This window comes from Embleya australiensis, from assembly GCF_051903075.1.
Lineage (GTDB): Bacteria > Actinomycetota > Actinomycetes > Streptomycetales > Streptomycetaceae > Embleya.
On sequence record NZ_CP182422.1, the window covers coordinates 1,202,675 to 1,222,888 of the forward strand.

Here is a 20,214-nt window from a genome sequence, read left to right on the forward strand (position 1 = left end):
CAGTATGCCCGGACGTCGGAACAATGCACCGCGCCCACGCACCGTGTACGACAAGAGGGGAAGGCAGACGATGAACCCGAGCACGACGACCGCGACCACAGCCGCCGCGGAGATTGCTCACACGGCTCGTTCCGTCGCATTCCCGGCACTCGCGTCCTCGGCTCCGGAATCCTCGGTCGGCACGTCCGACGAGTTCGCCGACCGGGTTTTCGACACCTTGGCCTCCCCGGATCACGCGGAGCCGACCGCGAGCGACGCGCGAGCGATGTCCAAGGTCCTCTTCGACCGACTGAGGGTGTTGGAGGAGGGCACGCACGAGTACCAGTACGTGCGCAACACCCTGATCGAACTCAATCTCCCCCTGGTCCGGTTCGTGGCCGGCCGCTATCGCTCGCGGCACGAGTCGATCGAGGAGATGGTCCAGGTCGGCACCATCGGACTGATCAAGGCGATCGACCGATTCGACGCCTCGTTCGGGACCGAGTTCCCCACCTTCGCGATACCCACCATCTCGGGTGAGATCAAGCGCTTCTTCCGGGACACCAGCTGGGCCGTGCACGTGCCGCGGCGCCTTCAGGAGTTGCGGCTCGAACTGGCTCGCGCGCGCGACGCGTTCACCGGTCGATTCGACCGTGAACCCACTCCCGCCGAACTGGCCGAATACCTGGACCTCAGCATCGAGGAGGTCACCGAGGGGCTGACCGCGGCGGCCGGCTACTCCGCCGCCTCGCTGGACGCGCCCACCTCGGAGGACGGTCCGGGCGACGGCTACTCCGGCCGCTCGTCCTACGTCGACCCCGGCTACGAGGTCGCGGAGAACCTGCACGTACTGAAGCCGCTGCTGGCCGCGTTGCCGGAGCGGGACCGGGAGATCGTGTCGATGCGGTTCGGCCAGGAACTGACCCAGGCCCAGATCGGCGCCCGGCTCGGCATCTCCCAGATGCACGTGTCGCGCCTGCTCAGCCGAATCCTGACCCGGTTGCGCACGGAACTGCTCGCGGACTGAGCACATTTTCTAGGCTTCGTGCAGTTGGCGCACTTGGCGTAGTTGGCGTACTTCGTCCACTTCACGCACGGAGCGCATCGACGAGGGGCGGGACCGCGCGAATTCGCGGTCCCGCCCTCCTCGTTCGCTCTGGGCACTGTTTCAGGCCGCCGCGCGGCCGAGCAGTGCGTCCATCGCCTCCGGGAAGTCGGCCGTGATCGCCGGTCCCAGCTCCGGGCCCACCCGGTCGGCGTCCGGGCCGGTGATCTCCAGGCGGTGCACGACCCGGGTGCCGACGCCGTTCGCGAGCCGTTCCAGGGCGTGGCTGAAGCGCAGCCGCACGCCGCCGAACTCGGTTTCGTCCGCGTACAGCTCGTTCTCCTCGACGGCGACGATCACGGACCGGATCGGGTCCTGCCCGGTCGGCGTCATCGAGACGTGCGACCCGACCTCGAACGCTCCCTCCAGTACGACCGCCTCCATCGAGGTGTCCCAGCACGCCCAGTTGTCCACGTCCCGAAGCACCTTCCAGATCGCCTCGGCGCCGACCTCGGTCTCGACCGCGTGCTCGTGAATCCACATGATGTGCCCGCCCCGCTCGCTCGGCAGTATTTAACCCACGCAGAGATTATCTGTGCGACGACTGAATCACAAGGAATCCGGGTCGTCGCACCGGGCCGGATACCGTCGATCGGGGTCACGGATTGCGGGGTATGCGATCACGGACAGGGAATCCGGGTCACGAGCAGGGAACAGCCGTGGATCTCGCTTCGTTGTCCGAACGGCCGCACCGACCGGATCCCCGGCGACGTGGGGCCGAGGTTGTGATGTGTGTGTCGGGCTGCGGGGGCGCGGTACGGAACGGGCGGGCGCGGGTGGGTAGACCGCGCGTCGCACCGCATCCGACCGACGTCGCCGTCGCCTCGGCTGCCGACGACAGGGGCGCCACCCGCCCCGCGGAAGTGGAGGCCCAGTGGGTTCGTCCGGCGCTCTGACCCGGTCCGTCCGTCGTTTCCTGGGCAAACCCGGAACCGTGACCCCGACCGGCCTGCGCCCCCTGGTCCGGCGCGCCGCCGAACGCGAGGCGGCGCTGCGCGATCTGTCCGACGCCGAACTGCGCGCGGCGGCGCACACGCTACGGGTACGGGTCGGCGGCGCGGAGCCCGAACCGGAGGTCGCCGCGCGTTCCGGCGGCCGGTTCGGTCGGGCCGGCCGGGCGTCCGGGATTCCGGGCACACCCTGGGACGACGACGCCATGGTCGAGTTGTGCGCGCTGGGGCGCGAGGCCGGCCGCCGGGCCCTGGGCGAGCGGGCCTACGACGTGCAACTCCTGGGCGTACTGAGCCTGTTGCGCGGCACGGTGGTGGAGATGGCCACCGGCGAGGGCAAGACCCTGGTCGGCGCGCTGGCCGCCGCCGGGTTCGCGCTCCAGGGCCGCCGGGTGCACGTGTTGTCGGTCAACGACTACCTGGCCCGTCGCGACGCCGAGTGGATGGGGCCCGTCTACGACCTGCTCGGCGTGCGCGTGGCGCACGTGACCCAGGAATCCACCCCGACGGAGCGGCGGGCCGCCTACGGCCGCGACGTGGTGCACGTGCCGGTGACCGAGGTCGGCTTCGACACGCTGCGCGACCGGTTGCGTACGGATGTCACCGAACTGGTGTTGCCCGCACCGGATGTGGCGATCGTCGACGAGGCCGACGCGGTGCTGATCGACGAGGCCCGGATCCCGCTCGTCCTGGCCGGCGGGATGGCCGCGGGGTCCGACGAGGCGGAGGCTGCCCGGGTGGTGGCGGACCTGGTCGAGGGCCGGCACTACGAGGCCGCGTCGGACGCGATGACCGTACAGCTCACCGACACGGGCGTGACCGAGGTGGAGCGGGCGTTGGGCGTGGACAACCTGTACGCGCGGGGTATGGACGCGCGCCTGTCCCAGGTCAACGTCGCCCTGTACGCGCGGGCGCTGCTGCGCCGGGACGTGGACTACCTCGTGCGCGAGGGCGGCATCAAACTCGTGGACGCCAACCGGGGCCGGATCGCCCAACGGCAGCGCTGGCCCGACGGGTTGCACGCGGCGGTGGAGGCCAAGGAGGGGCTGACCGCCGGGCCGCGCGGGGAGGTCCTGGACCAGCTGATCGTGCAGGATCTGATCGGGAGTTATCCGACGGTGGCCGGGATGACCGGCACGGCGGTGATCGTCGCCGAGCAACTGCGCGAGTTCTACCGGTTGGAGACGGGAGACCTGCCGCCGAACGTGCCCTGTGTGCGGGTGGACGAGCCGGATCGGCTCTACGACGACGAGGAGTCCCGGGACGCGGCGCTGATCGCGTTGGTCGAGCGCACCCACGCCACGGGCCGACCGATCCTGATCGGCACGCGCGACGTCGCCGCGTCGGAGCGGATCGGCGCGGCGCTGCACGAGTCGGGCCTGCGGTGCGCGGTGCTCAACGCCCGGGACGACAGCCGCGAGGCGGCGATCATCGCGGAGGCCGGGGCGATCGGCGCGATCACGGTGTCCACGCAGATGGCGGGGCGCGGTACGGACATCCGCCTCGGCGGCGCGGACGAGGCCGACCACGAACGGGTCGTCGAACTGGGCGGGTTGCTCGTGGTCGGGGTCGGCCGACACCACACCCGACGGCTGGACGACCAGTTGCGCGGCCGAGCCGGCCGTCAGGGCGACCCGGGCACCTCGGTCTTCCTGACCAGCCTCGACGACGAGTCCATCACCCGGCACACCACCGAACCCCCGCCCCGGGCGGCCCGGGTCGATTCCGACGGCCGCATCCTCGACGCGGCCGTGCGCCGCTACGTCGAACAGGCCCAACGAGTCGCCGAAGGCGTCCTGTTCGACACCCACCGCACCACATGGATGTACAACCAACAACTCCACCTGCAACGCCAGGAGGTCCTGTCCCTGCGCCACGACGTCCTGCACGACGACGCGGCGTCCGTCATCCTGGCCGACCTCAACCCGGACCGCTGGGCCGAACTCCACGAAGAGGTGGGCGATTCCGTCCTGGCCGAAGCCGCCCGCCAACTCCTCCTCCACGCCCTCGACCGCGCCTGGACCGACCACCTGGCCCGCACCGCCGACCTCCGCGAGGGCATCCACCTACGCGCCCTGGCCCGCCAAAACCCCATAGACGCGTTCCACGCCGAAACCCAGCGAGCCTTCGCCCCCCTGATCCAACGCGCCCAACGCACCGCAGCCGAAGCCCTCGACACCGCCAAAATCACCAAGTCCGGCCTCGACAGGGAAGCCTCCGACCTCACCCGCCCCAGCACCACCTGGACCTACATGGTGGACGACCAACCCTTCCAAGCCTTCCGCGACCCCTTCCTCACCACAATCACCCGAAAACTCCTCCCCACCCCACCCGACAACGCCTGAACAACCGCCCCGAAACCCGACCGCCGGAGTCGTCACGGCGTACAAAGAGCCATGCTTGCGCCCTCCGGGCCTTTTCGACCGCTGCGGCGGCGTGGGGTCAGTGGGGGGTGTTGTGGCGGAGGGTTGCGTAGTCGGCGGCGGTCCAGGCCATGGCGATTGCGGCGTCCAGGAGGGCCTGGTCGGCCTGCGGGGAGATGGCGGCTTCGGCGAAGGCGGGTTCGTGGGGGGCGCTCGTGCCGTCCGTGATGTCGAGGACCGGGTGGATCGTGGGGATGACGTGGGAGACGTTGCCCATGTCGGTGCAGGCGAAGGGTGGGCGCGTGGTGGGTTCCGGACGACCCAGCTCCCGGGCGTTGGCGCGCCACAGGGCGATCAGGGTCGGGTCGGTGCGGAAGTCGAGGTAGTCCGGCTCGGGGCGGGTCAGCCGGACCTCGCAGCCGATGGCCAGTGCGCCCGCGCGGAAGCAGTTCTCGACCCGGGTGCGCAGTTCGGCCAGGTCGGCGGCGTCGGTGGTGCGCAGTTCGTACTCCGCCGTGGCGCGCTCCGGGACCACGTTGGGCGCGGTGCCCGCCGCCGTGGTGATCCCGTGCACCCTCCAGTCGACGGGCAACTGCCGCCCCAGCAGCCCGAGGGCGACCTGAGCCACCGTCAGCGCGTCGGCGGCGCTGCGGCCCTCGTGCGGATTCAGGCTCGGGTGCGCCGCGGTGCCCAGCAACTCCACGGACAGCGTGCCGAGCGCGAAGGAGCGGAATTCGGCCACCTCGAACGGACACGGGTGCACCATCATCGCCGCGTCCACCCCGTCGAACGCGCCCGCCTCCAGCAACAGCGCCTTGCCCGCACCACGTTCCTCGGCCGGCGTGCCGATCACCCGAACGGTCAGGCCCAGTTGGCCGGCGACCGGGGCGAGCGCCAGGGCCGCGCCGACCCCCGCCGCCGCGATCAGGTTGTGTCCGCACGCGTGGCCCAGACCCGGCAGCGCGTCGTATTCGCACGCGATGGCCACCGTCACCGGCCCCGTGCCGACGGTCGCGACGAAGGCGGTCTCCAGGCCGTGCGCGGGCGCGGTGACGGTGTAGCCGTGCGCCCGCAGCAGTTCCACGCACCAAGCGGAGGCCCGGTGTTCGGCGAACGCCGGCTCCGGGTAGGCATGGATGCGTCGACTAAGCGCGAGCAACTCGTCGCGGTTCGTCAGGACTCGATCGCGAATCGCGGCCCGGTCGGCGTCCGAGGCCGGTAGGTTCGCCACGTCGGCCACGCTCATGTTCCGCTCCAGTTCATGTTCTTCAGCGAGAGCTGCATCGAGAGCCGCTTCGAGAGCAGCGTCCGGAACCGCACCGAGAGCCCCATCGCGAGCCGCACCGACAGCTCCTTCGCGAGCCGCGTCGCGCACGTCACCGAGAGCTCCGTCCCTTCGGGAGCTCCGCCTGATCGAGAGCTCCGCCTGATCGAGTTCCGCCGCTCCCGGGGGCACCCCGTCGAGCATTCGAAAGATAGCTTAGGCTTACCTAACTTGGCGTGCCGGGGATCGGTACGCTCCGCCTGCCCTCGTCGCATTCCGGGAGTCCCCACACCATGCGTCACTACCCGGCCCAGCCCACGGTCACGGACGCCGACCCGAGTCAGGACGGCCCCGAAGTCCCCGAATCCGTGCGGCTGCCCCTCCTCGCCGCCCAGGCCGGCATCCACTACGCGCAGGCCCTGGCCCCGGACGACCCCGAGTACAACACCGCCGACCGGATCGAGATCCGCGGCCCGCTGGACGCCGACCTGTTCGCGCGGGCCCTGCGCCAAGTGGGCGCCGAGGCCGAGACGCTGAACCTGCTGGTGTCGATCGGCCCGGACGGAACCCCGGTCCAGGGCGTACGATCCACCGCCGACGGCCGCGAGGATCCCCTGCACCGCATCGACGTGCGCGGCGCCACCGACCCGGAGGCGGCGGCCGAGGAGTGGCTGCGCGCCGACCTGGCCCGGCCGATCGACCCGACCACCGGTCCGTTGGTCACCCACGCGCTGTTCCGGCTCGCCGACGACCGCCACTGGTGGTACCGGCGCGTCCATCACATCGCCGTGGACGCGTACGCACTCACCCTGATCGGCCGGCGCGTGGCCGAGCTGTACACCGGATTCGCCACCCATGCCCCGACCACCCCCAACCCCTTCGGCACCCTGCGCGAATTGGTCGCGGAGGAGGCCGACTACCGAGCGAGCGAAGCGTACGACACCGATCGCGCATTCTGGCTGGAACATCTCGCGGACCGACCCCGATCCGTGACCTTGGCCGAATCCCGACCCACGCCGCCGGTCCCGCCGTCGCAGGCGGAACCGGAGCAAGCGGAACCGGAACCCCCCTCCCCCAGCTCGCAGATCCTGCACCGCACCCTCGAACTCGACGCCGACCGCACCACCCGCCTCACCGAGGCCGCGACCACCGTTCGCGCCACCTGGGCCGAACTCCTGCTCGCCGCCACCGCCGGATACCTGCACCGCGTCACCGGGGCGCGGGAGATCACCCTCGGACTGCCCCTGCTCAACCGGCGCAGCGTCACCGCCCTGCGCACGCCGGCGATGACGGTCAACATCCTGCCGATGCGCATCGCCGTGCAACCCCGGGACACCGCACCCGAGTTGCTGCGCCGGGTCGTGCTCGAACTGCGCGCGGTACGCCGCCACCAGCGCTTCCGCCAGGAAGACCTGCTGCGCGAGTTGGGCGCCGCCGGTCGCGAACAGCCGCTCTACGGACCGATGGTCAACATCAAGACCTTCGAAGGCGACCTGGTCTTCGGCGACGCGGTCGGCCGGGTGCACAACCTCGCCGCCGGACCCATCGACGACTTGGCCCTGGGCGTGGTGCCGACCCCGGCCGGCGGCCTGCGCATCGACCTGGACGCACACCGCGACCACTACGACCCGACCTCCCTGGCCGAGCACGAACGCGGCCTGCTGCGCTACCTCGGCGGCCTGGTCACGCTGCTCCACGAGGCACCGGCGCTGCCGATCGGCCGGATCGACCTGCTCACCCCCGCCGAGGTGCACGCGGCGACCGAGGGCCGCGCCGAACCGCCGGTCGACGCCACGCTCCCCGAGTTGTACTCCCGCCGGGCCGCCCGCACACCCGACACGATCGCGGTCCGCGCCGGCGCCGACGCGCGTACGTTCGCCGAACTCGAATCGGCCGCCAACCGGCTCGCGCACGAGTTGATCGCGGCCGGTGTCACCGCCGAGGTCCCGGTCGCCGTCGCCCTGCACCGCGGCGCCGACACCGCCGTCGCGCTACTCGCGGTGCTCAAGGCGGGCGGCGTCTGCCAGTTCCTCGACCTGGGCCACCCCGCCCGGCGGATCACCGACGTGTTGGCGGACACCCGGCCCGGGTGCCTGATCGGCACCGCCGATACCCTCGCGGCCCTGCCCGCGCACGACATCCGCGCCCTGGTCCTGGACCACCCCGACACCCGCGCCCGGCTCGCCGCGCACCCGGACCGGCCCCCGCGGCCGCCGCGCCCCGAGCAGACCGCGTACGTGATCCACACCTCCGGCTCGACCGGCCGGCCCAAGGGCGTCGCGGTCACCCACGCCTCGCTCTCCAACCTGTACGCCGGACACGGTACCGACCACATCGCGCCCGCCGTCGAGCGCACCGGCCGGGAGCGGCTGCGGATCGGCCACAGCGCGTCGTTCGCGTTCGACGCGTCGTGGGACCCGGTCCTGTGGATGGTGCACGGCCACGAACTGCACCTGCTCGACGACGCGACCTACCGCGACCCCGGCGCGCTGATCGCCTACGTGCGCGAACACCGCCTCGACTACCTGGACGTCACCCCCACCTACGCCGAAGCCCTGCTCGCCGACGGCCTGTTGGACCCCGACCGGCACCACCCGGCGATCCTGGTGGTGGGCGGCGAGAGTGTGCCCGAGCCGCTGTGGCGCCGGTTGGCGGCCACCCCCGGCAGCCGGCCGCTGAACCTGTACGGGCCGACCGAGACCACCGTCGACGCCTACTTCTGGGGCGCGGACGGCGTCGGCCGGCCGGTGCGCGGCTCGCGCGCCTACGTCCTGGACGGCGCGCTGCGGCCGACCCCGGTCGGCGTCACCGGCGAACTGCACATCGCGGGCGCCTGCCTGGCCCGCGGCTACCTGGGCCGGCCCGACCTGACCGCGGAGCGCTTCGTCGCCGACCCGTTCGGCGCCGCGCACGGCGACCCGGGCGCCCGGATGTACCGCACCGGCGACCTCGCCCGCCGCCGCGTCGACGGCACCCTCGAACTGCTCGGGCGCGCCGACGAGCAGGTCAAGATCCGCGGCTTCCGCATCGAACCGGGCGAAATCCAGGCGGTGTTGGCCGCCCACCCCGATGTCGCCCAGGCGGTGGTGATCGCCCGCGAGGGCGCGCACGGCAAACGCCTGCTCGGCTACGCGGTGCCCGTCGCCGGCCGCTCCCCCGCGCCCGAGACGCTGCGCGCGCACCTGGCCGACGTCCTGCCCGAGCACATGGTGCCGGCGGCGATCCAGGTGCTGCCCGCGCTCCCGCGCACCGCCAACGACAAGATCGACCAGCGCGCGCTGCCGGAGCCCGCACCGACCGCGCCGGGTCTGCGCGAGGGCCCGCGCGGACTGCACGAGGAGATCCTGTGCGATCTGTTCGCGGCCGTCCTGGCGCTGCCCGAACAACCCGACCGCAACGCGGACTTCTTCGAACTGGGCGGCCACTCCCTGCTCGCCGCGCGGTTGGCCGCCCGGGCCCGGGAGAGCTTCCGGTCCCCGATCGGCCTCGCCGACGTCTTCCGTCGGCCGACCCCGGCGGGCCTGGCCGAACTGGCCCGCGCCGGCGCCCGTCCCGAGCCGCGTCCCGCGCTCGCCCCCATCCCGCGCGACACCGACCGGCTGCCGCTGTCCCCGGCGCAGCGGCGCTTGTGGTTCATGTACCGGCTCGAAGGGCCCAGCCCCACCTACAACATCCCGCTGGTGCTGACCCTGACCGGACCGCTGGACCGCGCCGCGCTCGACCTCGCGCTGGCCGACCTGGTCGGGCGGCACGAGACGCTGCGCACCGTGCACCCGGCCGCCGAGGACACGCCGTACCAGCACATCCTGAGTCCCGATCAGGCCCGTCCCACCCTGCACATCGCGGCCTCCGCCACCGAACTCGCCGCCGCCGTGCGCCACCCCTTCGACCTCGCCGTCGAAACACCGCTGCGCGTCACGCTGTTCACCGCCGACCGCACCACCCACACCCTGGTTCTGCTGCTGCACCACATAGCCGGCGACGGCGCCTCCACCACCCCGCTCGCCCGTGACCTGGCCGCCGCGTACACCGCGCGCGTGGCCGGTCGCACGCCCGATCTCGCGCCGCTGCCGGTGTGCTTCTCGGACCATGTCGCGTGGCAGGCCCGGCTGCTCGGCGACCCCGACGATCCGACCCCCCTCGCCCGGCGGCAACTCGACTTCTGGCGCCGGACGCTGGCCGGGCTGCCCGACGAACTGGCGCTGCCCACCGACCGACCCCGGCCCCGGATCGCCTCGACGGCGGGCGACACCGTGCCATTCCGGCTCGACGCCACCACGCACACCGGCCTGGTCGAGTTGGCCAGGGCAAGCGGGACGAGTGTGTTCATGGCCGTCCAGGCCGCGTTCGCCGCGCTGCTCACCCGGCACGGCTGCGGTACCGACATCCCGCTCGGCACCCCGGTGGCGGGCCGCGACGACGACGCCACCGCCGACCTGGTCGGGTTCTTCGTCAACACCCTGGTCCTGCGCACCGACACCTCCGGCTCCCCCGATTTCCGCACCCTGCTCGACCGGGTCCGCACCACGACGCTGGCCGCCTACGACCACGCCGACCTGCCCTTCGACCGGGTCGTCGACGAACTCAATCCGCCCCGATCGTTGGCCCGGCACCCGCTGTTCCAGGTGATGATCGCGTGGCAGTCGCGCCCCGACGCCGAGTTCGCGCTCGGCCCGCTGCGCGCACGCATGGTGGCCACGCCCACCGGCACCGCGAAGTTCGACCTGACCCTGAACGTGGGCGAGCAACCCGGCCTGGGCCTGGGCGGTTTCCTGGAGTTCCGCACCGATCTGTTCGACCGGACCACCGCGCTGGGCCTGTCCCGCCGGCTCGCCGCGCTGCTGAGCGCCGCCGTCGCCGCACCCGACACCCCGATCGACCGACTGCCGCTGCTCGACGACGCCGAACGGCACCGCGCACTGGTCGAATGGAACGTCGGCCCCACCGCGACCGCCACCTCCTCGACCACCCTGGTCGCCCGCTACGAGCGCGTCGCGGCGGAGCACTTCACGCGGACCGCGGTCGACTGCGAGGGCCTGTCCCTGAGTTACGCCGAACTCTCCTCCCGGGCCAACCGCCTGGCCCGGCTCCTGGTGGCGCGCGACATCGGCCCCGGCGACATCGTCGCGCTCGCCCTGCCCCGCTCGCTCGACCTGGTCGTCGCACTGCTCGCGGTGGCCAAGGCGGGCGCCGCCTACCTGCCACTGGACCCCGACTACCCGGCCGACCGGCTGGCCTACATGCTCGACGACGCCCGCCCCGCCGCGCTGCTCACCGACACCGCGACCGCACCCCGCCTACCCGCCCACGAGTTGCCCCGAATCCACGTGGACGGCCACGAGGCCGACGCCCACCCGGGCTTCGACCTGACCCAGGCCCAGCGCAAACGCCCGCTGCGCCCGTCGGACCCGGCCTACGTCATCTACACCTCAGGATCCACCGGCCGGCCCAAGGGTGTGCCGGTCACCCACCACAACGTGGCCCGCCTGTTCACCGCGACCGACCACTGGTTCGGCTTCGGCCCGGACGACGTGTGGACCCTGTTCCACTCCTACGCGTTCGACTTCTCCGTCTGGGAGTTGTGGGGCGCCCTGCTGTTCGGCGGCCGATTGGTGGTGGTGCCGCACACGATCAGCCGGGACCCGGCCGCCTTCCTGGACCTGCTCGCCCGCGAAAAGGTCACCGTGCTCAACCAGACGCCGTCCGCCTTCCATCAGGCGGTGGCCGCCGACCGGGAGCGCCCCGGCCGCGAACTGGTGCTGCGCTATGTGGTGTTCGGCGGCGAGGCGCTGGAGCCGGCCCGGCTCGCCGACTGGTACGAACGGCACGCCGACGACGCGCCGCGCTTGGTGAACATGTACGGGATCACCGAGACGACCGTGCACGTGTCCTACCATCCGCTGGATCGCGCCTCGGCCGCCGCCGGCACGGCGAGCACGATCGGGGTGAACATCCCCGACCTGCGCGTCTACGTCCTGGACCGGTACCTCCAGCCCGTGCCGCCCGGGGTGACCGGCGAGATGTACGTCGCGGGCGAGGGCCTGGCCCGGGGCTACCTGGGTCGGCACGCGCTCACCGCCGAGCGCTTCGTCGCCGACCCACACGCGGCCCGGTTCGGCGAGCGCGGCACCCGGATGTACCGCTCCGGCGACCTGGCCGGTCGCCGCGCGGACGGCACGCTCGACTACCTCGGGCGCGCCGACCAGCAGGTGAAGATTCGCGGCTTCCGGGTCGAACTCGGCGAGATCGAGGCGGTGTTGGCGGCACACCCGGCGGTCGCCGACGCGGCGGTGATCCTGCGCGAGGACACCCCGGGGGACAAACGCCTGGTCGGCTACGTGGTCGCCGAACCCACCGCCGAACCCACCCCCGAACCGGCGCTCGAACCCGGTGCCGAACCGCCCGCGAAGCCGGCCCCCGACGGACCCGCGCTGCGCGAACACGCCGCCGCGACGCTGCCCGTGCACATGGTCCCGTCGGCCGTGGTCGTGCTCGACCGCCTGCCGCTGACCGCGAACGGCAAACTCGACCGCAAGGCGCTCCCCCGCCCGGAGTACACCCCGACCACCACCACCGGGCGGGCACCGCGCGGGCCACGCGAGGAGTTGGTCTGCACGCTGCTCGCCGAGGTCCTGGGCGTGCCCCGCGTCGGCGTCGACGACAACTTCTTCGACCTGGGCGGCCATTCGCTGCTCGCGGTACGCCTGGCCGGTCGGATCAAGGCCGCGCTCGGCGTCGACATCGGCATCGGCACCGTCTTCCAGGCACCCACCGCCGCGGGCCTGGACGCCGCCCTGGAGGCCACCGACCGCACCGACGCGCTGGACGTACTGCTGCCGCTGCGCCCGGCCGCTCCCGGCGATCGTACGCCGCTGTTCTGCGTACATCCGGCGGGCGGGCTGTCGTGGTGCTACGCGGGCCTGATCCGCCGTCTGCCGGCCGACGTGCCGATCCACGGCCTCCAGGCACAGGGGGTCGGTGCGGCGACCGCCGACAAGCCGCTGCCCGCCACGCTGGAGGAGTTGGCCGCGCACTACGTGGACCGCCTGCGCGAGGTGGACCCGAGCGGGCCGTACCGACTCCTCGGCTGGTCCACCGGCGGGATCATCGCGCACGCGATGGCCACCCGGCTCCAGGACCTGGGCCTGCCGGTCGAACTGCTCGCGATCCTGGACGCCTATCCGGCCGAGGGTTTTCGCGAACTGCCCGTCCCGGACCGGGCCGAGGCGCTGGAGGCGCTGCTCACGATGGGCGGCTACGGACCGGAGAGCCTGGCCGGCGCACCGCTCGAACTCGGCCCGGTGATCGAGGTGTTGCGCCGCGAGGGCAGCCCGCTGGCCGGTCTGGAACCGGCCACGATCGAGGCGCTGGGCGACATCTACCTGAACACCAATCACCTCGTCCGCGCCTACGACCACCGGGTCTTCCGGGGCGATGTGCTCTTCTTCCGGGCCACCGTCGACACCATCGACGACACGCTGACCCCCGACACCTGGACCCCGTACGTGAGCGGTCGGATCGACAACACCGACGTGGCCTGCTCGCACAAGGACATGACCCTGCCCGGCCCGATCGCGCACATCGCCCGCGTGGTCGCCGACCGCCTGACCGCATTGGAGAGCAAGACCGATGAGCAGCCGTGATCGCGAGACCGCGACAAACCCGTTCGACGACGAGGACGGCGAGTTCCTGGTGCTGGTGAACGACGTCGGTCAGCACTCCCTGTGGCCGGACTTCGCCGCCGTGCCGGACGGTTGGGCCATCGCACACGGGCCGTGCCCGCGCCCGGCAGCGCTGGACTGGATCACCGCGCACTGGACCGACCTCGGCCCGGTCGCACGGTGAACCCGGAACCCACCGAACAGGGCCCGACCCGGACCGCCACGTCGCAGGGGTCCGCCTGGATCGTGGTGCTCGTCTACACGGCCGCGATGTGCATGAACGGCCTGGACTCGACCATCGTCAACCCGGCGCTGCTCACCATCGCGGAGGACTTCGATCGCCCGGCGGCGGCGGCCAATACGGTCGAGATCGCCTTCCTGGTCGCGTTGGTGGCCGCGCTGCCGGTGGCCGGGCGGCTGAGCGACCGCCACGGCACCAAACGGGTCTTCCTCGGCTCGCTCGCGGTGTTCACCGCCGCCTCGGCCGCGTGCGGGTTGTCGCAGAACCTGGTCTCGCTGGTCCTGGCCCGGGTGGTCCAGGGCCTGGCGGGCGGGCTGCTCACGCCGGTCGGGATGACCATCCTGTTCACGGCGTTCGCGCCGCACGAGCGCATGCGGCTGGCCAAGTGGCTGATCGTGCCGACCGCGCTGATGCCGGCACTCGGCCCGCCGCTGGGCGGGTTCCTCACCGAACACCTGTCCTGGCACTGGCTGTTCCTGGTCAATGTGCCGATCGGCACGGCCGCGGTGTTGCTCGGCCTGTACGGGCTGCGCGAGCATCGGGCGGGTGCGGTCGGCCCGTTCGACCGCACCGGGTTCTGGCTCACCACGCCCACCCTCGGACTGCTCACCTACGCGCTCGGGTTCGGCCCGTCGCAGGGGTGGACCACGCCCGCCATCGCCGTCTCCGGCCTGCTCGGCCTGATCCTGCTCGCGGTCGCGATCGCCCACCAACTGCGCGCCACCGAGCCGCTCTTGCGGCTTCGCCTGGTGTCCGACCGGGCGTTCGGCGCGGCCACCGCACTCGCGCTGGTCACCTCGGCGGGGCTGATGGGCGTGTTGTTCGTCTTCCCACTGCTGTATCAGGCGGCGCTGGGCGCCTCGGCGTTGGACGCCGGGCTCGGGGTGTTCCCGGAGGCGGTCGGGCTGATGTTCGCCTCGCAGGTGGTGGACCGCCTGCTGCCCCGACTGGGCCCGCGCCGGCTGACCACTCCCGCGCTGGTCCTGGCCGCCCTGGTGTTCGGCGCGCTCGCGCTGCCGGGGGTGGCCGATCACGCCTGGGCGGTACGGGTGTTGATGTTCTGCGTCGGACTGGTCCTGGGCACGGCGGTGCTGACGGTACAGATCGCCGGGTTCGGCGGGATCGAACCACCGGACATGGGACATGCCATGGCCCTGTTCACCATCGTGCGCACGCTCGGCGGCTCGCTGGGCATCGCGGCCGGCGCGGCGGTGATCGAGGCCGGCGGCGCGAACGGACACGACGCGAGCGCGCCGGGGCCGTATCGGGCCGCGATCTGGGTCACGGCCGGACTGGTCGCCCTCGGCGCGCTGTTCGCCCTGCGGCTGCCGCGCGAGGCGCCTGAACCGCCGCCGTTCGACGACGAGCCGGACGACGCGGAACCGGCCGCAGCCCAGGGCGAGCCGGCCGCGCCCACCGGCGCGTCAGCCGCCGGCTGACAGCAGTCCGACGAGTCCGACGGCGAGCCCGCCGCGCCAGCAGGCGTAGTCGTGGCCGCCGTCGAACTCGACGTAGGTGAGCGGGTATCCGCGCTCGCGCAGCACGTCACGCAGCCGCCGGTTCTCGGCCACGAGCATCCATTCGAGCAGGCCCACCTCGACGTGGAACCGGATCGGCAGCCGCTCGGTCGCCGCGAACCGCCGGGTCAACCACTCCGGCCCGTCGTTGCTCTCGTCCGGATCGGGCCACCAGAACGCCCCGGACTGGGACAGCGCGTTGCCGAAGCGGTCCGGCCGATGGAACGCCCCGAACGCGGCGGTCAGCCCGCCCGCGCTCTGCCCGGCCAGTACGGTGCGCGCCGGATCCGCGCTCACGCCGTATCGTTCGCCCGCCCACGGCAACAACACGTCGGCGAGCCAGTCCACGAACGGTTCGCTACAGGTGAGATCGGCCATCCGCCGCTCCCGCCCCATCGTGTCCACGAGCAGCGTAACCGTCGGCGGGATGCGGCCGTCGGCGTGCAGGTTGTCGAGGGTGTCGCCGATCGCGAGCACCGACCCCCACACCTCCCCGTCCAACAACACCACGACCCGGCAGGGTTGTTGTCCCATGGCGGGTGGCAGCAGCACACTCACCCGCCGGCCGTCGACCGTGGTGTCCTCGCGCGGGCCGCGCGGGATCCCCGGCCGACGCCGCGCCCACGGCTGCGCGGGGGCGTCCGGCAGCGCCAGGACCGAGGACGGGTTGCGGCCGTCCCTGGCGGCCAGGGTGGGTGCGTGGTTGTACGGATCGGGCACCGCGGCGTCCAACACGCCCAGCCAGGCCGCCCGATCCGTACGCAGCGTCTCGGCCCGCGAGCCGGTGCCGACGAAGAACTGGTACGACGCGCGCAACCCGGCCGGCAGCCGGTGCGTGATCGCCCGTACGTCCGTCCCCGGCACCCGACGCAGCAGATGCGGCGTCAGATCGCCCGCGTGCCGGTCCCGATCCGTGAAGGTGTGCAGCAGCGCCAGCACGTCGCCGGTGGGCCCGGCCGGGTCGTCACGCCACACGAACGTGACCAACCGCTGTCCGGGATCGTCCGGATCCGGCTCGACCAGCGGGGCGCCGACCGCCTCGACCCGGGCCCAGAACTCGGCGCAGGCGTCGGCGCGTCCGGCGTCGACCGCCCGGCTCAGCGCGTGCAGGATCGGAGTGTCCATGGTGCCGGTCGCCTTCCGCGGGTCGAGAACAGTCGAATCACAAACAGTCGGCCCCGAGCCGGTCGGGCCGGGCTCCTCAAGCCCGGGGCCTCAAGCCCGGGGCCTCGGGCCCGGAATCACCGAGCCCGGCTCACCCGACCCGTGCTCAGGAAGTCGCCGACAGCGCCTTCGCGATGTCGCCGAGCACCACGTCGGCCGCCAGCGGCCCGCCGCGCGTGGACCACACCGAACCGTCCACCGTGACCACGTGGTTCTTCTGCACGGCGTTCAACTCCTTGTACGCCGGCTTGCTCTGTACCTCCTTGAGCGCACTCGCGCCGTCCGCCGTGAGCGTGCCGAGGAAGAGCCAGTCGCCGTCGATCTCGGAGATCTTCTCCAGGCTCAGCGCGGGCGTGTGCGCGTTGCCGTCCTTGTCCTGCGCCTTCGGCCGGGTCAGGCCCATGTCCAGCGCCACCCCGCCGGCGAACTGGCGCTTCTCCATCCAGCTCGGGCCGTTCGGGTTCCAGCGCACGATGCTCACCGCGGCGCCCTTGTTCGCGGTCAGGTCCTCCCCGGTCTTCCTGGCCTTGGCCTCGTAGTCGGTGATCACCTTGTTCGCCTGCTCCAGCTTGTTGACCGCGTTGCCGACGCCGCGGAAGGACAACTTCCAATCGTCGGTGGGCGCCATGGTCACCAGCGTCGCCGGGGTGATCTTGCGCAACTGGCCGAGCATCTGCGTGTCCTGCATGTCGCCGGCCAGGATCAGGTCGGGCTTGGCCGCGATCACCTTGTCCATCACCGGTTGGAGCAGGTTGCCGATCACCTCTATGCCCTTGACCTTGTCGGCCAGGTAGGCGGGCGGCTTGTCCAGGCCCTGGCCGTTGGTGATGCCGACCGGCTTGACACCGAGCGCGAGCACCGCGTCCAGGTCCTCCTGGGTGAGCACCACGACGCGCTTGGGGTTGGCCGGCACCTGGACGGTGGTACCGGTGGCGTCCTTGACCGTTCGGGTGCCGCCGGCCGCGTCGCCGCTGCCGCCCTGGCTCGCGGCGGACTTCGAGTCGGACTTCGCATCGGACTCGGAGTCGGATCCGCATCCGGTGAGCAGCAGACCGGCCGCCCCCGCCACGGCGAGCAACCGAACCGCGCGCCGCCGGGCGGTCGCGAGCGGGCGAAGAGAAGTGGTCATGTGGGGCTCCGGGCGCGAGAAAGGACGGGGGCGAACACGGCAGCACCCCCAGGACGCCACTTAGGTTAGCCTTACCTTCCGCATGCGGCGCAAGGTGGTCCGGGCCGGCGAACACATCCGCCCGCGCGGATCGACGCGCCACCGGAATGCGGAATCGCCCCATGCCCACGCTCCCAAGCGGGCATGGGGCGCCCGATCGGGTGACCTCGGCGCGGTTTCGCCGGCCCGAACCGGGCGTGATCCGTACGGTCTTCCGCATGAAGCGGACCACGCGGACCACGCGGAGCACGGTGACGCGGTCGACGGGGGCGATGGCCGCGGCGGTCGTCCTCGTGCTCACCTCGCTCACCACCCCGGCCGGCGCCGACCCGGCCGACGCCGGTTGCCTCACCGACCGGCTCGACCGACTGCGCGCGCTGCACGGCCGCCTCGACGCGCTCGCGCTCGACGGCCGGGCCGGCGCCGGCCAGTACTGGTACGTCGACCAGCGCCGCTGCACGCTGACCCTGGCCATCCTGCGCGGCGCCGCCGACCCGCTCACCGCCGCCTTCATGACCGCCGCCCGCCTGGTCCCCGCGCTGGTCGAGATCACCGAGGTGGACACCCCGATGCGCCCACGCGTGGCCCGGGCACCGGCGGGCGGGGCGACGCCGCGGCCGGCAGCCGGCTTCCACGGCGGCAGCGCCCTGTACAGCGGCCTCACCGGCACGGTCTACATCTGCACTGCGGGCTTCAACGACTACCGCCCGAACATCACCACGACAGCGGGCCATTGCGCCCGCGACGCGGCCACCTGGTACGACGGCACCGGCACCCTCATCGGCACCGTCGGCGACTCCCGCTTCCCCGGCGCCGACTGGGCGGTCGTCCCCGGCGCGGACGGTGTCACCCTGACCCCCGACATCCTCGACGGCGACGCCACCACCCCGATCACCGCCTTCGGCCGCCCCCGCCTCGACGACCGGGTCTGCGGCACCGGCGCGTCCAGCGGCACCCGCTGCGGCACCATCGACGCCGTCGACGTCACCGTCAACTATCCCGAGGGCCCGGTCACCGGCCTGGCCCGCAGCACCCAGTCCGGTGCCGCCGGCGACTCCGGCGGCCCGGTCCACACCGGCTCCACGGGGGTGGCCCTGATCAGCGGCGGGCCGACCGAGGGGGCGCCGACCTTCGTACAACCGCTGAACTTCTGAAACCGAGCGCCATGGCCCAACTCAGGCGTCGAGCAACCTCAGTTGGGCCGTCAGCGTGTCGACTCCCCGGTAGGTGAGTCCGACCAGCGCCACGTGCTTCCAGCGCAGCACACCCTGGGCGTCCACGATGAACACCGCCCGGCGCAGCGCCTTGCCGCCCATGCCGATGCCGTAGGACTCGACGGCCCGATGCCCGGTGTCGGCGAGCAGCGGCATCCGCAGACCGTGTTTGCGGGCGAAACGCTCGTGGCTGTCGAGTCCCTGCGGGCTGATCCCCCAGACCACCGCGTCGAGATCGGTGAACTGTTCGAAACCCGAGGAGTACGAGCACAGTTGCTTCGTACACACCGCGGTGTCGTCGCCGGGGTAGAAGGCGAGCACCACCGGACGGCCGCGTTGCGCCGACAGGGTGAGCGGTTCGCGGATCGCCTCGCCGTCGGTCAGGCGTACCGCGTCGAGGGTGAAGTCCGGTGCCGGGGCGCCGATGTCGGGGGTCTTGGACACGTGGTGGGCTTCCTCGCAGGGGTCGGACGTCCGGGCCGGAAAGCCGCCCTCGGGCGCGGAACGCGAAGTGTTCCGGGTGGTGACGTTACCCGCCCCGGTCAGGGCCGGGCGATCGTCGTACGCCGCACGAGCCGGGCGAGCGCGGGCAGCGGGAACAGCAGCAGGAACAGGTTGGGCAACCACCACTCGATCGCGAAGTCGCCGCGCAGGGTCCAGAACGCCACCGCCTGGAGGCCGGCGACGGCGGTCAGCACCAGCGAGATCGGCAGCAGCGCATGCACCCGGTCCGGTGCGATCCGCCGCCCCATGCGCAGCGCGGCGAGCCCGGTCACCGCGGCGGCGACGTCGAGCGGCACGAACGAGTAGTTCCAGTCGCTCATCACCGGATCGGCATAGTCCTTGTACGCGTACTCGGCCGGGAGCAGCGCGAGGAGGGTGACCGTCCAGTAGAGCAGGAAGCCCACGTCGGCGACGGCCATCGAGACCCGGGTGAAGCACATCACGTCGACGGTCCGCACCCGGGACACGACACGGCCCGCGCCGCCCGGGAGCAGTTCGCGCACACACGCGCCCAGCCCCGCGCTCACTCGGCGCCGCCTCGGGTACGGATCAACTCGACCAGCAGCGCCCGCAGTCGGGTGTGCGCGTCGTCGTGCGGCACGCCCAGATCCAACAGCCGCGCGGCCCACCAGCCGTCCACGGCCATCCGAACCAGATCGGCCACGGCCGGCTCCAGACCGTCGTCGGCGAGCCGGAGTTGCCAGTGGGCGTAGCGGGCGCGCAGCGCGGCCAGGACGTCCGGCCCGCCCGCCGCGGCGAGCAGCGCGAGCGGGACCTGGTCGGCGCCGCTGCGATCGCCGGTCGGCGACTCGGCCGGGATGCTCGCCCGCAACCAGGCCAGCGTGAACGCCCCGGGCGGCGCGCCGGGTTCGGGCAGCGCGGCCTCGAACCGGTCGGCCAGCCGCTCGACCACCCCGCGCACCAGGTCCTGCTTGCTCGGGAAGTGGTGCAGCAACCCGCCCTTGCTGACCCCGGCCTCCCGGGCCACCGCGTCCAGCCGCACCGACTCCACGCCGTCCCGAACCAATATCCGTTCCACCGCGTCCAACAGCCGATCACGCATCGGCACGCCCCCGTCCCCGTG

14 protein-coding genes are annotated in these 20,214 nt (G+C 72.5%); 6 read left to right on the plus strand and 8 right to left on the minus strand.

What is annotated here, in order from left to right:
* Positions 1-70 precede the first annotated feature (70 nt).
* A complete protein-coding gene (locus ACMXN5_RS04935; RefSeq protein ID WP_439674170.1) occupies positions 71-1,006 on the plus strand; it encodes a SigB/SigF/SigG family RNA polymerase sigma factor in 936 nt (311 codons plus the stop codon).
* A gap of 141 nt (positions 1,007-1,147) precedes the next feature.
* On the opposite strand, the gene ACMXN5_RS04940 is transcribed toward ACMXN5_RS04935, so the two are convergent.
* Complete coding sequence (locus ACMXN5_RS04940; RefSeq protein ID WP_439674171.1) at positions 1,148-1,567, minus strand: SRPBCC family protein; 420 nt, start codon at positions 1,565-1,567, stop codon at positions 1,148-1,150.
* A 451-nt stretch (positions 1,568-2,018) separates the two neighbouring features.
* On the opposite strand from ACMXN5_RS04940, the gene secA2 reads away from it, so the two are divergent.
* The gene (gene secA2 / locus ACMXN5_RS04945) at positions 2,019-4,379 is read left to right on the plus strand and encodes an accessory Sec system translocase SecA2 (RefSeq protein ID WP_439674172.1); all 2,361 of its coding nucleotides are present in this window, start codon (positions 2,019-2,021) and stop codon (positions 4,377-4,379) included.
* Between the two features lie 97 nt (positions 4,380-4,476).
* Here the strand turns inward: secA2 and ACMXN5_RS04950 are convergent, their stop codons facing one another.
* Both ACMXN5_RS04950 and ACMXN5_RS04955 read right to left on the minus strand, forming a co-directional pair.
* Positions 4,477-5,643 carry a M20 family metallopeptidase gene (locus tag ACMXN5_RS04950; protein ID WP_439674173.1) on the minus strand — a complete coding sequence of 389 codons (1,167 nt, stop codon included), beginning with the start codon at positions 5,641-5,643 and terminating at the stop codon, positions 4,477-4,479.
* Positions 5,640-5,777 carry a hypothetical protein gene (locus ACMXN5_RS04955; protein WP_439674174.1) on the minus strand — a complete coding sequence of 46 codons (138 nt, stop codon included), beginning with the start codon at positions 5,775-5,777 and terminating at the stop codon, positions 5,640-5,642. The genes ACMXN5_RS04950 and ACMXN5_RS04955 overlap by 4 nt, the downstream gene beginning before the upstream one ends.
* Before the next feature lie 177 nt (positions 5,778-5,954).
* Here ACMXN5_RS04955 and ACMXN5_RS04960 point away from each other — a divergent pair, with 177 nt between their 5' ends.
* The 3 genes from ACMXN5_RS04960 to ACMXN5_RS04970 all read left to right on the plus strand — a co-directional run bounded on the left by ACMXN5_RS04960 (position 5,955) and on the right by ACMXN5_RS04970 (position 15,002).
* Positions 5,955-13,304, plus strand: a complete 7,350-nt coding sequence (locus ACMXN5_RS04960; RefSeq protein ID WP_439674175.1) for an amino acid adenylation domain-containing protein — start codon at positions 5,955-5,957, stop codon at positions 13,302-13,304.
* Positions 13,291-13,506, plus strand: coding sequence for an MbtH family protein (locus ACMXN5_RS04965; RefSeq protein ID WP_439674176.1), 216 nt, complete (start codon positions 13,291-13,293; stop codon positions 13,504-13,506). The genes ACMXN5_RS04960 and ACMXN5_RS04965 overlap by 14 nt, the downstream gene beginning before the upstream one ends.
* Before the next feature lie 62 nt (positions 13,507-13,568).
* Complete coding sequence (locus ACMXN5_RS04970) at positions 13,569-15,002, plus strand: DHA2 family efflux MFS transporter permease subunit (RefSeq protein WP_439677948.1); 1,434 nt, start codon at positions 13,569-13,571, stop codon at positions 15,000-15,002.
* On the opposite strand, the gene fes is transcribed toward ACMXN5_RS04970, so the two are convergent.
* Together fes and ACMXN5_RS04980 are read right to left on the minus strand one after the other, a co-directional pair.
* Positions 14,988-16,205 (minus strand): enterochelin esterase, encoded by a 1,218-nt coding sequence (gene fes, locus ACMXN5_RS04975; protein ID WP_439674177.1) that lies wholly within the window; start codon positions 16,203-16,205, stop codon positions 14,988-14,990. The two genes, ACMXN5_RS04970 and fes, sit on opposite strands and share 15 nt — an antisense overlap.
* Positions 16,206-16,350: 145 nt before the next feature.
* Positions 16,351-17,373 carry an ABC transporter substrate-binding protein gene (locus ACMXN5_RS04980; protein WP_439674178.1) on the minus strand — a complete coding sequence of 341 codons (1,023 nt, stop codon included), beginning with the start codon at positions 17,371-17,373 and terminating at the stop codon, positions 16,351-16,353.
* 257 nt (positions 17,374-17,630) lie between these two features.
* Between ACMXN5_RS04980 and ACMXN5_RS04985 the strand changes: the two genes are divergently transcribed.
* Positions 17,631-18,566: a S1 family peptidase gene (locus ACMXN5_RS04985; protein ID WP_439674179.1), complete on the plus strand. Its 936-nt coding sequence runs from the start codon at positions 17,631-17,633 to the stop codon at positions 18,564-18,566.
* Between the two features lie 21 nt (positions 18,567-18,587).
* Here ACMXN5_RS04985 and ACMXN5_RS04990 read toward each other — a convergent pair whose 3' ends face one another.
* The 3 genes from ACMXN5_RS04990 to ACMXN5_RS05000 all read right to left on the minus strand — a co-directional run bounded on the left by ACMXN5_RS04990 (position 18,588) and on the right by ACMXN5_RS05000 (position 20,193).
* Positions 18,588-19,070, minus strand: coding sequence for a peroxiredoxin (locus ACMXN5_RS04990; RefSeq protein ID WP_439674180.1), 483 nt, complete (start codon positions 19,068-19,070; stop codon positions 18,588-18,590).
* A 98-nt stretch (positions 19,071-19,168) separates the two neighbouring features.
* Positions 19,169-19,657, minus strand: a complete 489-nt coding sequence (locus ACMXN5_RS04995) for a DUF5360 family protein (RefSeq protein WP_439674181.1) — start codon at positions 19,655-19,657, stop codon at positions 19,169-19,171.
* Positions 19,654-20,193, minus strand: a complete 540-nt coding sequence (locus ACMXN5_RS05000; RefSeq protein ID WP_379998036.1) for a TetR/AcrR family transcriptional regulator — start codon at positions 20,191-20,193, stop codon at positions 19,654-19,656. Before ACMXN5_RS05000 ends, ACMXN5_RS04995 begins: the two co-directional genes overlap by 4 nt.
* Between the last annotated feature and the right edge of the window lie 21 nt (positions 20,194-20,214).